The sequence below is a fragment of the Enterobacter sp. CP102 genome (assembly GCF_025152625.1).
GTDB lineage: Bacteria > Pseudomonadota > Gammaproteobacteria > Enterobacterales > Enterobacteriaceae > Enterobacter > Enterobacter soli.
In genome coordinates this window covers 4286616-4300667 of the sequence record NZ_CP104014.1, presented here as the reverse complement: position 1 = coordinate 4300667, position 14052 = coordinate 4286616, and the positions used below count along the sequence as shown (strand labels likewise).

The following is a 14052-nucleotide window of genomic DNA, read 5'->3' as shown; positions in this document are numbered from 1 at the left end:
AAATCGGGTGTGATTTCAGCGAAAAGAGTGGAAAAGCAGCAGTCAGAAAAAAAGATCTAAAAAACGCTTGTGCTAAAAACTGGGATCCCTATAATGCGCCTCCATCGACACGGCGGATGTGAATCACTTCACAAACAACCCGGTCGGTTGAAGAGAAAAAATCCTGAAATAACGGGTTGACTCTGAAAGAGGAAAGCGTATTATACGCCACCTCGCAACGGTGAGCTGAAAGCCGCGTTGCACTGCTCTTTAACAATTTATCAGACAATCTGTGTGGGCACTCAAAGTGACATGGATTCTTAACGTCCCCGGACGATAAATGAATACCAAGTCTCAACGAGTGAACACGTAATTCATTACGAAGTTTAATTCATTGAGCATCAAACTTTTAAATTGAAGAGTTTGATCATGGCTCAGATTGAACGCTGGCGGCAGGCCTAACACATGCAAGTCGAGCGGTAACACAGGGAGCTTGCTCCTGGGTGACGAGCGGCGGACGGGTGAGTAATGTCTGGGAAACTGCCTGATGGAGGGGGATAACTACTGGAAACGGTAGCTAATACCGCATAATGTCGCAAGACCAAAGAGGGGGACCTTCGGGCCTCTTGCCATCAGATGTGCCCAGATGGGATTAGCTAGTAGGTGGGGTAATGGCTCACCTAGGCGACGATCCCTAGCTGGTCTGAGAGGATGACCAGCCACACTGGAACTGAGACACGGTCCAGACTCCTACGGGAGGCAGCAGTGGGGAATATTGCACAATGGGCGCAAGCCTGATGCAGCCATGCCGCGTGTATGAAGAAGGCCTTCGGGTTGTAAAGTACTTTCAGCGAGGAGGAAGGCATTAAGGTTAATAACCTTGGTGATTGACGTTACTCGCAGAAGAAGCACCGGCTAACTCCGTGCCAGCAGCCGCGGTAATACGGAGGGTGCAAGCGTTAATCGGAATTACTGGGCGTAAAGCGCACGCAGGCGGTCTGTCAAGTCGGATGTGAAATCCCCGGGCTCAACCTGGGAACTGCATTCGAAACTGGCAGGCTAGAGTCTTGTAGAGGGGGGTAGAATTCCAGGTGTAGCGGTGAAATGCGTAGAGATCTGGAGGAATACCGGTGGCGAAGGCGGCCCCCTGGACAAAGACTGACGCTCAGGTGCGAAAGCGTGGGGAGCAAACAGGATTAGATACCCTGGTAGTCCACGCCGTAAACGATGTCGATTTGGAGGTTGTTCCCTTGAGGAGTGGCTTCCGGAGCTAACGCGTTAAATCGACCGCCTGGGGAGTACGGCCGCAAGGTTAAAACTCAAATGAATTGACGGGGGCCCGCACAAGCGGTGGAGCATGTGGTTTAATTCGATGCAACGCGAAGAACCTTACCTACTCTTGACATCCAGAGAACTTTCCAGAGATGGATTGGTGCCTTCGGGAACTCTGAGACAGGTGCTGCATGGCTGTCGTCAGCTCGTGTTGTGAAATGTTGGGTTAAGTCCCGCAACGAGCGCAACCCTTATCCTTTGTTGCCAGCGGTCCGGCCGGGAACTCAAAGGAGACTGCCAGTGATAAACTGGAGGAAGGTGGGGATGACGTCAAGTCATCATGGCCCTTACGAGTAGGGCTACACACGTGCTACAATGGCATATACAAAGAGAAGCGACCTCGCGAGAGCAAGCGGACCTCATAAAGTATGTCGTAGTCCGGATTGGAGTCTGCAACTCGACTCCATGAAGTCGGAATCGCTAGTAATCGTAGATCAGAATGCTACGGTGAATACGTTCCCGGGCCTTGTACACACCGCCCGTCACACCATGGGAGTGGGTTGCAAAAGAAGTAGGTAGCTTAACCTTCGGGAGGGCGCTTACCACTTTGTGATTCATGACTGGGGTGAAGTCGTAACAAGGTAACCGTAGGGGAACCTGCGGTTGGATCACCTCCTTACCTTAAAGAACCTGCCTTTGTAGTGCTCACACAGATTGTCTGATGAAAAGTAAATAGCAAGGCGTCTTGCCGAAGCAGACTTCAGTGTCCCCTTCGTCTAGAGGCCCAGGACACCGCCCTTTCACGGCGGTAACAGGGGTTCGAATCCCCTAGGGGACGCCACTTGCTGGTTTGTGAGTGAAAGTCACCTGCCGATATATCTCAAAACTGACTCAGTGAGTCACATTTGAGATATTTGCTCTTTAAAAATCTGGATCAAGCTGAAAATTGAAACGACACATCTTAATGGTGTGTTCGAGTCTCTCAAATTTTCGCAAGTCGATGATGAATCGAAAGAAACATCTTCGGGTTGTGAGGTTAAGCGACTAAGCGTACACGGTGGATGCCCTGGCAGTCAGAGGCGATGAAGGACGTGCTAATCTGCGAAAAGCGCCGGCGAGGTGATATGAACCTTTGACCCGGCGATGTCCGAATGGGGAAACCCAGTGTGTTCCGACACACTATCGTTAACTGAATACATAGGTTAACGAGGCGAACCGGGGGAACTGAAACATCTAAGTACCCCGAGGAAAAGAAATCAACCGAGATTCCCCCAGTAGCGGCGAGCGAACGGGGAGCAGCCCAGAGTCTGAATCAGCTTGTGTGTTAGTGGAACGGTCTGGAAAGTCCGGCGATACAGGGTGATAGCCCCGTACACGAAAGCACACTTGCTGTGAACTCGAAGAGTAGGGCGGGACACGTGGTATCCTGTCTGAATATGGGGGGACCATCCTCCAAGGCTAAATACTCCTGACTGACCGATAGTGAACCAGTACCGTGAGGGAAAGGCGAAAAGAACCCCGGCGAGGGGAGTGAAAAAGAACCTGAAACCGTGTACGTACAAGCAGTGGGAGCACCTTCGTGGTGTGACTGCGTACCTTTTGTATAATGGGTCAGCGACTTATATTCTGTAGCAAGGTTAACCGTATAGGGGAGCCGAAGGGAAACCGAGTCTTAACTGGGCGTTAAGTTGCAGGGTATAGACCCGAAACCCGGTGATCTAGCCATGGGCAGGTTGAAGGTTGGGTAACACTAACTGGAGGACCGAACCGACTAATGTTGAAAAATTAGCGGATGACTTGTGGCTGGGGGTGAAAGGCCAATCAAACCGGGAGATAGCTGGTTCTCCCCGAAAGCTATTTAGGTAGCGCCTCGTGAACTCATCTTCGGGGGTAGAGCACTGTTTCGGCTAGGGGGCCATCCCGGCTTACCAACCCGATGCAAACTACGAATACCGAAGAATGTTATCACGGGAGACACACGGCGGGTGCTAACGTCCGTCGTGAAGAGGGAAACAACCCAGACCGCCAGCTAAGGTCCCAAAGTCATGGTTAAGTGGGAAACGATGTGGGAAGGCACAGACAGCCAGGATGTTGGCTTAGAAGCAGCCATCATTTAAAGAAAGCGTAATAGCTCACTGGTCGAGTCGGCCTGCGCGGAAGATGTAACGGGGCTAAACCATGCACCGAAGCTGCGGCAGCGACACTATGTGTTGTTGGGTAGGGGAGCGTTCTGTAAGCCGTTGAAGGTGGCCTGTGAGGGTTGCTGGAGGTATCAGAAGTGCGAATGCTGACATAAGTAACGATAATGCGGGTGAAAAGCCCGCACGCCGGAAGACCAAGGGTTCCTGTCCAACGTTAATCGGGGCAGGGTGAGTCGACCCCTAAGGCGAGGCCGAAAGGCGTAGTCGATGGGAAACAGGTTAATATTCCTGTACTTGGTGTTACTGCGAAGGGGGGACGGAGAAGGCTATGTTAGCCGGGCGACGGTTGTCCCGGTTTAAGCATGTAGGCGGAGAGTTTAGGTAAATCCGGACTCTTTTTAACGCTGAGGTGTGATGACGAGGCACTACGGTGCTGAAGTAACAAATGCCCTGCTTCCAGGAAAAGCCTCTAAGCATCAGGTAACATCAAATCGTACCCCAAACCGACACAGGTGGTCAGGTAGAGAATACCAAGGCGCTTGAGAGAACTCGGGTGAAGGAACTAGGCAAAATGGTGCCGTAACTTCGGGAGAAGGCACGCTGATATGTAGGTGAAGCCCCTGCGGGTGGAGCTGAAATCAGTCGAAGATACCAGCTGGCTGCAACTGTTTATTAAAAACACAGCACTGTGCAAACACGAAAGTGGACGTATACGGTGTGACGCCTGCCCGGTGCCGGAAGGTTAATTGATGGGGTTAGCGGCAACGCGAAGCTCTTGATCGAAGCCCCGGTAAACGGCGGCCGTAACTATAACGGTCCTAAGGTAGCGAAATTCCTTGTCGGGTAAGTTCCGACCTGCACGAATGGCGTAATGATGGCCAGGCTGTCTCCACCCGAGACTCAGTGAAATTGAACTCGCTGTGAAGATGCAGTGTACCCGCGGCAAGACGGAAAGACCCCGTGAACCTTTACTATAGCTTGACACTGAACACTGGTCCTTGATGTGTAGGATAGGTGGGAGGCTTTGAAGTGTGGACGCCAGTCTGCATGGAGCCATCCTTGAAATACCACCCTTTAATGGCTGGTGTTCTAACGTAGACCCGTAATCCGGGTTGCGGACAGTGTCTGGTGGGTAGTTTGACTGGGGCGGTCTCCTCCCAAAGAGTAACGGAGGAGCACGAAGGTTAGCTAATCCTGGTCGGACATCAGGAGGTTAGTGCAATGGCATAAGCTAGCTTGACTGCGAGAGTGACGGCTCGAGCAGGTGCGAAAGCAGGTCATAGTGATCCGGTGGTTCTGAATGGAAGGGCCATCGCTCAACGGATAAAAGGTACTCCGGGGATAACAGGCTGATACCGCCCAAGAGTTCATATCGACGGCGGTGTTTGGCACCTCGATGTCGGCTCATCACATCCTGGGGCTGAAGTAGGTCCCAAGGGTACGGCTGTTCGCCGTTTAAAGTGGTACGCGAGCTGGGTTTAGAACGTCGTGAGACAGTTCGGTCCCTATCTGCCGTGGGCGCTGGAGAATTGAGGGGGGCTGCTCCTAGTACGAGAGGACCGGAGTGGACGCATCACTGGTGTTCGGGTTGTCATGCCAATGGCATTGCCCGGTAGCTAAATGCGGAAAAGATAAGTGCTGAAAGCATCTAAGCACGAAACTTGCCCCGAGATGAGTTCTCCCTGACCCTTTAAGGGTCCTGAAGGAACGTTGAAGACGACGACGTTGATAGGTCGGGTGTGTAAGCGTAGCGATACGTTGAGCTAACCGATACTAATGAACCGTGAGGCTTAACCTTACAACGCCGAAGCTGTTTCGGCGGACGAGAGACAGAAGATTTTCAGCTTTGATACAGATTTAACAGAATTTGCCTGGCGGCTTTAGCGCGGTGGTCCCACCTGACCCCATGCCGAACTCAGAAGTGAAACGCCGTAGCGCCGATGGTAGTGTGGGGTCTCCCCATGTGAGAGTAGGGAACTGCCAGGCATCAAATTTAGCGTGCTGATATGGCTCAGTTGGTAGAGCGCACCCTTGGTAAGGGTGAGGTCCCCAGTTCGACTCTGGGTATCAGCACCACTTAATACGTAGGTTGAAGTTCGGCACATAGTAAAAGAATTTGTCTGGCGGCTTTAGCGCGGTGGTCCCACCTGACCCCATGCCGAACTCAGAAGTGAAACGCCGTAGCGCCGATGGTAGTGTGGGGTCTCCCCATGTGAGAGTAGGGAACTGCCAGACATCAAATAAAAAGAACCCCGTACCGTAAGGTGCGGGGTTTTTTGCTTTATGCCGTCTGAAAAAGCCGCGTGGCGACTTCAACTTACCCGATCTGGATAGCCAATTGGCCCGGCAGGCAACACGCCACCGGGCATGGCAAACAACTAGTGAATTACCTGCGACAAGAATGCTCGTGTACGCTCTGATTTTGGATGAGCAAAGAACTCATCTGGTGGTGCCTGTTCCACAATCTCACCGCGATCCATAAAGATCACTCTGTCAGCTACGGTACGGGCAAACCCCATTTCATGCGTCACGCACAGCATGGTCATCCCGGATTGGGCCAGACCAATCATGGTATCCAGAACTTCCTTTACCATTTCCGGGTCGAGTGCGGATGTTGGCTCATCAAACAGCATAATTTTAGGTTTCATGCACAGTGAACGGGCGATGGCCACGCGCTGCTGCTGTCCACCTGATATCTGCCCGGGAAACTTATTCGCATGTTCAGCAATACGCACGCGTTCCAGGTAATGCATTGCCAGCGCTTCCGCTTCCTTTTTCGGCATCTTTTGCACCCAAATTGGCGCCAGCGTGCAGTTCTGTAAAACCGTCAGGTGCGGGAAAAGGTTAAAGTGCTGAAACACCATCCCGACTTCCTGGCGTACACGTTCGATATTGCGAATATCTTCATTCAGCTCAATACCATCAACCACAATACGTCCCTGCTGATGTTCCTCCAGGTGGTTAATGCAGCGAATGGTTGTGGATTTACCCGAGCCTGAAGGCCCACAGAGAACGATTCGTTCCCCCTGTTTAACCTTCAGGTTGATATCTTTCAGAACGTGAAACTGTCCGTACCATTTATTGACGTTTTCCAGCGTAATCATCGCGTCGGCAGGTGTCATAGTAATCTGGCTCATAATTTCCTCAGTGCGGTGTACGCCCGGTGTTAAAGCGCTTCTCCAGATGCTGGCTATAGCGCGACATGCTAAAACAGAAAATCCAGTAAATCAGAGCGGCAAAGACATAGCCCTCAGTGGACATACCAAGCCAGACAGGATCGACAGTGGCCTGTTGCACGCTGCTAAAGAGATCAAACAAGCCGATGATGATCACAAGGCTGGTATCCTTAAAGAGTGCGATGATCGTGTTCACCAGCCCTGGAATAACCAACTTAAGCGCCTGAGGCAGTATCACCAGCCCCTGCGTTTTCCAGTAACCGAGAGCCAGTGATTCAGCAGCCTCGTACTGACCTTTTGGCAATGCCTGAAGACCGCCACGTACCACTTCGGCAACGTAAGCCGACTGGAATAAAATCACCCCTACCAGTGCGCGAATCAGCTTATCGATCGTCGTTCCTTCAGCCATAAAGAGTGGAAGCATGACCGATGACATAAACAGCACGGTTATCAACGGTACGCCACGCCAGAACTCGATGAAGATAACGGAAAGCACACGCACGACAGGCATTCTGGAGCGCCGTCCAAGCGCCAGTAAAATCCCCCAGGGCAACGCACCGGCAATCCCCACGGAGGCGATAATCAGCGTCAGCGTCAGACCACCCCACTGGCGAGTTTCGACACGTTCCAGTCCCAGGAAACCACCGTACAGCAACACCCAGACAACAATGGGATAGACCACCGCCCAGCAGGCAATGTAACGCCCGCGATGCGGCAGCTTTTTCCAGAACATTACGGCGATGGAGAGCAAACCGATGACCAGAGCCAGGTTAATTCTCCAGCGCTGTTCGTGCGGATACAGCCCATACATAAACTGGCCAAAACGCTCGTGGATAAACACCCAACATGCGCCAGCTTTTGTGCAGTCAGCGCGGGTAGAGCCTACCCAGTTAGCCTGCAAAAACGCCCAGTTCAGTAACGGTGGGATCAATTCCCACATCAGCCACAGACAGACAACGGTCAGCAGGCTGTTACTCCAGCTGGAGAACAGGTTCTTGCGCGCCCAGTTGATATAGCGTCCGCCAGGTTTCCTGGCTGGACGCGAAGAGTGAGACAATATCGCTTTTGTCATCATGGCTCCTTAACGCTCAACCAGTGCGATGCGACGGTTATAAAGGTTCATCAGCAACGAAATAATCAGACTGATAATCAGATAGACAGACATTGTGATGGCAATAGTTTCAATCGCTTGCCCGGTCTGGTTGAGCACGGTTCCTGCAAACAGCGATACCATATCGGGGTAGCCAATGGCGGCAGCCAGCGACGAGTTTTTGACAATATTGAGATACTGGCTGGTCAGCGGTGGAATGATGACCCGCAACGCCTGTGGAATAATGACCTGACGCAGCGTCACTGTGTTCGGCAGGCCGAGAGAGCGTGCAGCCTCGTGCTGACCGTAAGGCACGGCCTGGATCCCCGAACGGATGATCTCCGCGATAAATGCCGACGTATAAATGGATAGTGCCAGCGTCAGCGCCGCCAGCTCAGGAATTAAGACCATCCCTCCCTGGAAGTTAAAACCGCGCAAATGTGGAATATCCCAGTGCAGCGCAGCGCCAACGAACCAGTGTGCCAGCAGCGGCAAACCCACGATAAGGAGTGCGGCAACAGGCCAGGTTTTGCGCAGCTGACCGGTTTTAATCTGGTGTTTGCGGTTGTAGCGGAACAGTCCTACAGACAGGGCAATGGCGATAGCAAGAACAGCAATAAATGCATACAGCCCTTCACCCGCCAGAGGTGAGGGAATGTACAGCCCACGATTACTCAGAAAAAGCAGGTCGAAGGCATCCACTGCCTGGCGAGGCCCAGGGAGGTTACGCAGAACGGCAAAATACCAGAAGAAGATCTGTAGCAGCGGCGGGATATTACGGAATGTCTCGATGTAAATCGTCGACAGTTTTCGCAGCAGCCAGTTTTCAGAAAGCCGCGCCAGGCCGATAAAGAACCCCAGTACGGAAGCGAAAACAATACAGAGCGCCGAAACCAGAAGCGTATTCAGCAGGCCGACCACGAACACGCGTCCGTAGGTATCTCCTTCCTGATAATCAATAAGATGCTGAACAATGCCGAAACCCGCGCTGCGATCCAGAAATGCAAAGCCGGAGGTGATACCGCGGTTATTCAGGTTGGTAACGGTGTTATGGATTAAGTAAACGGCGATAACCACAACCACGACGATGGCGATAATCTGGAACAGCCAGGCGCGAACCGCGGGATGAGAAAAGGATAACGATCCTTTTACGGCTAAGCGGCGATGGGACATAAAGAAACCTCGGTAACCATGACTCTGGAGTGGGCACCGCAAGCGCGGTGCCCGTTACAGCAAATGCTTAACGAACTGGCGGAGCGTACTGAATACCGCCGTTGTTCCAGAGATTGTTCTGGCCGCGTTTGATCTTCAGCGGGCTTTCCGATCCTACGTTGCGTTCGAAGATCTCAGAGTAGTTACCAACCTGCTTAACAATGTTGTACGCCCATTTGTTGTCGAGCTTCAGGTCTTTACCGAAATCGCCTTCTTTCCCTAACAGGTGCGCCATATCCGGGTTAGTTGGGTTTGCCGCTTTCTCATCGACGTTTTTCGAGTTGATGCCCATCTCTTCGGCATTCAGCATGGCAAACAGCGTCCAGCGAACAATGGAGAACCAGTCTTCATCACCACGGCGAACAACCGGGCCCAGAGGCTCTTTAGAGATCACTTCAGGTAATACGATCCACTCAGCAGGATTGCTCAGCTTGATACGCAGGGCGTACAGCTGCGACTGGTCAGAAGCCAGCGTATCGCAACGACCCGACTCCAGCGCTTTCGCTGATTCGTCAGAGCGGTCGAATGTCACTGGCGTATATTTCATCTTGTTCGCTTTAAAGTAATCTGCGACGTTCAGCTCGGTATCGGTACCGGCCTGAATACATACGGTCGCCCCATCCAGCTCTTTAGCGCTTTTCAGGCCCGCTTTATTATGCGTAAGGAAGCCGATACCGTCGTAATAGGTCACGCCAGTGAATGACATCCCCATGCCGGCATCGCGGGAAGAGGTCCAGGTGGTATTACGCGAGAGCATATCAACTTCGCCAGATTGCAGGGCGGTGAAGCGTTCTTTTGCCGTCAGCGGGGTATATTTTACTTTGCTGTCATCACCGAAAACGGCTGCGGCGACGCCACGGCAGACATCAACGTCAATACCGGTAAATTTGCCGTTGGCATCGGCATAAGAGAAGCCAGGTAACCCGTCACTGATACCGCACTGTACAAAACCTTTCTTTTTAACGGCATCAAGCGTTGTGCCCGCGTGGGCCTGGTTGGCTACAGCAAACAACACGCCCGCGGCGGCCAGGCTGGCTATCATCGTCTTTTTCATAATGCATCCTGTGTGGCGAAATTTATCGTTATAGAGGCGTTTAAAAACGCTTTGACCTGTCTGTGGCTTTGGCCAACGTTTATAAAGCAAACGTAATGCCAGGTTTGCGCTCGCGAAAATAAAGGACAATGGAACGCATAATGCTGAGTGTAGACAGGGTTAAATAAATCGAGCGCCCCGAAATGGTGCGAAATTACAACCTGCGCCACAAATTAGAGCAAAAGTTTGATTACATCTCGGATAAAACAATAGATAGTTTCTGGCGTGAATATTGGCAGGATATTTAATGTAATTAATTTGTGAAAATCATCACTGTGGAATATGAAAATTGAATCGATGCGCAAAAAAGATGTGATTAACGTCTGAATTAAAATAAGCTGATGGAAGAAACCAGGGCTAATATTTTACTTCTCTGAAAAAACTGCACTGTTTCAAAGCAAAAGCGCGGCCGGAGCCGCGCTTTCACAAGTGTACGTTTATGCCTTAGCGATTACTTCGTCAAAGCAACGATACCCAGCGTCAGACCTGCTACTGCGGCAGCACCGCCAGCAATTGCACCGGCTGTTTCCCAGTTATCCTGGGTGGTGCCTTTCATACAGGTATTGGTATGAACCAGTCGCCCCTGATCGTCGTATACCGGTACACATGGAGAGTCGTGCGCGCAACCAGCAAGCAGCGCAGCGAGTAGTGCAACGGAAATGAATCTTTTCATGATGTTACCTCTGCATTCTTTTTAATTCGCTTTAAAGCCAGGAGGGCAATTAACGAATCGAGGTTATTTTACCATTGTGATAAGCCCAGGTTGCATGGGGAATAATCTCAAATTATGTGGTTTGTAAAAATCATGGAGAAAAGAGACTTCCCCGGATGAATTAATGGAGAAAGTGTGAAGCCACTGGCGGTTTTATTTTTACTTAACGCAAATAGCGAATTTTAAACGTTGTGATGTTTCTCAGACCAATTCATTGTTTCCGTTAAAAATAAAAAGGCACCATAGGTGCCTTTTGTTGTGCGTTACTCTTTATGACGGGTGAAACGTCGTCGGACAACCACAAAGAACACCGGCACGAAGAAGATAGCCAGAAGGGTGGCTGACAACATGCCGCCCATTACCCCTGTCCCCACGGCATTTTGAGCGCCGCTCCCCGCTCCGCTGCTAATCACCAGCGGCATAACACCCAGAATAAAGGCCAGTGAAGTCATCAGAATAGGGCGAAGACGCATTCTTGACGCTTCAAGCGTTGCTTCAATAATGCCTTTACCTTCTTTCTCCATCAGGTCTTTTGCAAACTCAACAATCAGAATGGCGTTCTTGGCCGATAACCCTATCGTCGTGAGCAGACCGACCTGGAAGTAAACGTCATTGTTCAGGCCGCGAAGAGACGCTGCGAGAAGTGCGCCGATGACCCCCAGTGGCACAACCAGCATGACCGAGAACGGTATAGACCAGCTTTCATACAGTGCGGCGAGGCACAAGAAGACCACGATCAGGGAGATGGCATACAGCGCAGGTGCCTGGTTACCTGACAGACGCTCCTGGAAGGACATCCCCGTCCAGTCGTAGCCGATACCCGCAGGCAGTTTTGCGGCCAGGCTTTCCATCATTGCCATTGCCTCACCGGTACTTTTACCCGGTGCGGATTCTCCGAGGATCTCCATTGATGGCACCCCGTTGTATCGCTCCAGGCGCGGTGAACCGTAAACCCAGTGAGAGCTGCTAAACGAAGAGAAAGGCACCATCTCGCCGTTTGCACTGCGCACGTAAAGATTGTTGATATCGCCCGGCAGCATTCGGAAACGGGCATCCGCCTGCACATACACCTTTTTCACGCGGCCATGATCAATAAAGTCATTTACATAGGTTCCGCCAAGCGCGGTCGAAATGGTCTGGTTAACATCAGAGAGACTTATGCCCAGCGCCTGTGCTTTTTCCTGATCCACGTCCAGCTTGAACTGTGGCGTATCTTCAAGCCCGTTAGGACGCACGCGCACCAGCAGGTCAGGATGCTCTTTCACCATACCGAGCAGCTGATTACGCGCCTGGGTCAGCTGAGTATGTCCAAGGTTGGCCTGGTCAATCAGCTCAAAATCGAAGCCTGTCGCTGTGCCTAACTCCAGAATGGCAGGCAAGTTAAACGGAAATACCAGACCATCTTTTATCTGGCTAAACGCTTTAGTGGCGCGTCCAACAATCGCCTCAACGTTGTTTTCGCTCCCCGGGCGATCTTCCCAGGGTTTCAGGCTTATGAACACCAGACCTGAGTTTTGCCCCTGACCGCTGAAGCTAAATCCGTTAACGGTAAACACTGATTCCACATTGGCTTTTTCCTGGTTCAGGTAATAGTTCTGAACCTGATCAAGGACCTGCTGAGTACGCGTCTGCGTTGCCCCGGCCGGCAGCTGGACCATTGTCATAAACACCCCCTGATCCTCTTCTGGCAGGAAGGAGGTGGGCAGACGGAGGAACAGTACCGCCATGCCGCCGACGATAAGGACATAAATCAGCAGGTAACGTCCCGTCTTGCGCAAAATACCGCTGACGCTGTTGGTGTAATGCTCCACGCTTTTATCAAAGAGGGCATTAAACCAGCCGAAGAACCCGCCTCGTTTTTCATGGTGCTCGCTGGCTGGTTTGAGCAGCGTTGCACAGAGTGCGGGCGTTAAAATCAATGCCACCAGTACGGACAACGCCATCGCGGAAACAATGGTGAGTGAAAACTGTCGGTAAATGGCTCCCGTCGACCCGCCAAAAAAGGCCATCGGGATGAACACCGCGGAGAGCACCATGGCAATACCGACCAGTGCACCCTGAATTTGTTCCATCGACTTCTGCGTGGCCTCTTTGGGCGGCAGTTTGTCTTCGACCATTACGCGTTCGACGTTCTCCACCACCACGATGGCATCATCAACCAGCAGGCCGATGGCCAGCACCATACCGAACATCGTTAGCGTGTTTATAGAGAAGCCAAATGCGGCCAGTATGGCGAATGTCCCCAGCAGCACCACCGGAACCGCAATGGTAGGGATGAGGGTGGCCCGCAGGTTTTGCAGGAACAGATACATGACCAGGAAGACGAGAATGATTGCCTCAAACAGCGTCTTCACCACTTCATGAATAGAAATTTTCACGAACGGGGTGGTGTCATACGGATAAACCACTTTCAGCCCTTGCGGGAAGAACGGCTGCAACTGCGCAAGCTTGGTTTTGATCGCCGTGGCGGTATCCAGTGCATTGGCACCGGTGGCAAGCTTAATCCCCAGCCCGGTTGCTGCCTGGCCGTTGATCTTCGTCACCATGTTGTAGTTTTCGCCGCCCAGCTCAATACGGGCAACGTCTTTCAGATGCACCATCGAGCCATCCTGGTTCACCTTCAGCGTTACGCGGCCAAACTCTTCCGGCGTTTTGAGGCGGGTCTGTGCAATGATGGATGCGTTTAACTGCTGCCCCGGCACAGACGGTGTTCCACCCAACTGACCCGCGGCAATCTGGTTGTTCTGGGTTTTCAGCTGGTTGATAACATCCAGCGGGGTGAGCTGGTATTTGTTCATCGCATTGCTGTCGAGCCAGATGCGCATGGCGTACTGGGCACCAAACAACTGAACATCGCCAACGCCGGAGGTTCGGCTAATGGCATCTTTTACGTTCGATGCGACATAGTCAGAGATGTCATCCTGGGTGAGGCTCTTATTGTCCGAAACAAAGCCCGCAACCAACAGGAAGCTGCTACTGGATTTCTCTACGCCAATACCCTGCTGTTGCACTTCTTGCGGCAATAATGGCATGGCGAGCTGGAGTTTATTTTGCACCTGTACCTGGGCGATGTCCGGATCTGTTCCTGACTGGAAGGTCAGGGTGATCGTCACGCTACCGGCAGAGTCGCTGGTGGAGGACATATACATCAGGTTATCGATACCGTTCATGTTCTGTTCGATAACCTGCGTCACGGTGTCCTGCACCGTCTGGGCGTCCGCACCAGGGTAAGTCGCCGTGACCGCTACTGCGGGCGGCGCAATGGTAGGATACTGTGCAATGGGCAGTTTTAAGATGGCAAGCCCACCGGCAATCATCAGAATGATGGCGAGCACCCAGGCGAAAACAGGCCTCTGGATAAAGAAATTAGCCATGTA

6 protein-coding genes, 2 tRNA genes and 4 rRNA genes are annotated in these 14052 nt (G+C 52.0%); 6 read left to right on the top strand and 6 right to left on the bottom strand.

The window, feature by feature from the left end:
- Positions 1-390: 390 nt before the first annotated feature.
- The 6 genes from N1249_RS20260 to rrf (N1249_RS20235) all read left to right on the top strand — a co-directional run bounded on the left by N1249_RS20260 (position 391) and on the right by rrf (N1249_RS20235) (position 5627).
- Positions 391-1930 (top strand): 16S ribosomal RNA (locus tag N1249_RS20260).
- An 86-nt stretch (positions 1931-2016) separates the two neighbouring features.
- Positions 2017-2092: transfer RNA gene (locus tag N1249_RS20255), tRNA-Glu, on the top strand.
- Positions 2093-2285: 193 nt separating this feature from the next.
- A 23S ribosomal RNA gene (locus N1249_RS20250) occupies positions 2286-5190 on the top strand.
- Positions 5191-5262: 72 nt separating this feature from the next.
- Positions 5263-5378: ribosomal RNA gene (gene rrf, locus N1249_RS20245) — 5S ribosomal RNA — on the top strand.
- Between the two features lie 14 nt (positions 5379-5392).
- Positions 5393-5468, top strand: a tRNA-Thr gene (locus N1249_RS20240).
- Positions 5469-5511: 43 nt separating this feature from the next.
- Positions 5512-5627 (top strand): 5S ribosomal RNA (gene rrf, locus N1249_RS20235).
- Together the 16S, 23S and 5S rRNA genes with 2 tRNA genes alongside form the textbook arrangement of a ribosomal RNA operon.
- Before the next feature lie 143 nt (positions 5628-5770).
- Here rrf (N1249_RS20235) and N1249_RS20230 read toward each other — a convergent pair.
- From N1249_RS20230 to N1249_RS20205, 6 genes are all read right to left on the bottom strand, one after another.
- Positions 5771-6529, bottom strand: coding sequence for an amino acid ABC transporter ATP-binding protein (locus tag N1249_RS20230; RefSeq protein ID WP_014072042.1), 759 nt, complete (start codon positions 6527-6529; stop codon positions 5771-5773).
- Positions 6530-6536: 7 nt separating this feature from the next.
- A complete protein-coding gene (locus N1249_RS20225; protein ID WP_259838231.1) occupies positions 6537-7640 on the bottom strand; it encodes an amino acid ABC transporter permease in 1104 nt (367 codons plus the stop codon).
- A 9-nt stretch (positions 7641-7649) separates the two neighbouring features.
- On the bottom strand, positions 7650-8831 hold the full coding sequence (locus tag N1249_RS20220) for an amino acid ABC transporter permease (RefSeq protein WP_259832659.1): 1182 nt from the start codon (positions 8829-8831) through the stop codon (positions 7650-7652).
- Positions 8832-8898: 67 nt separating this feature from the next.
- Positions 8899-9924 (bottom strand): amino acid ABC transporter substrate-binding protein, encoded by a 1026-nt coding sequence (locus N1249_RS20215; RefSeq protein ID WP_014072039.1) that lies wholly within the window; start codon positions 9922-9924, stop codon positions 8899-8901.
- Positions 9925-10414: 490 nt separating this feature from the next.
- Complete coding sequence (locus tag N1249_RS20210; RefSeq protein WP_008502867.1) at positions 10415-10636, bottom strand: lipoprotein; 222 nt, start codon at positions 10634-10636, stop codon at positions 10415-10417.
- A 302-nt stretch (positions 10637-10938) separates the two neighbouring features.
- Complete coding sequence (locus tag N1249_RS20205; RefSeq protein WP_259832627.1) at positions 10939-14049, bottom strand: efflux RND transporter permease subunit; 3111 nt, start codon at positions 14047-14049, stop codon at positions 10939-10941.
- Between the last annotated feature and the right edge of the window lie 3 nt (positions 14050-14052).

Excerpts from the sequence above, each read along its gene's own strand:
- N1249_RS20230 (WP_014072042.1), bottom strand. The coding sequence starts at position 6,529 with ATGAGCCAGATTACTATGACACCTGCCGACGCGATGATTACGCTGGAA.
- N1249_RS20225 (WP_259838231.1), bottom strand. The coding sequence starts at position 7,640 with ATGACAAAAGCGATATTGTCTCACTCTTCGCGTCCAGCCAGGAAACCT.
- N1249_RS20220 (WP_259832659.1), bottom strand. The coding sequence starts at position 8,831 with ATGTCCCATCGCCGCTTAGCCGTAAAAGGATCGTTATCCTTTTCTCAT.
- N1249_RS20215 (WP_014072039.1), bottom strand. The coding sequence starts at position 9,924 with ATGAAAAAGACGATGATAGCCAGCCTGGCCGCCGCGGGCGTGTTGTTT.
- N1249_RS20210 (WP_008502867.1), bottom strand. The coding sequence starts at position 10,636 with ATGAAAAGATTCATTTCCGTTGCACTACTCGCTGCGCTGCTTGCTGGT.
- N1249_RS20205 (WP_259832627.1), bottom strand. The coding sequence starts at position 14,049 with ATGGCTAATTTCTTTATCCAGAGGCCTGTTTTCGCCTGGGTGCTCGCC.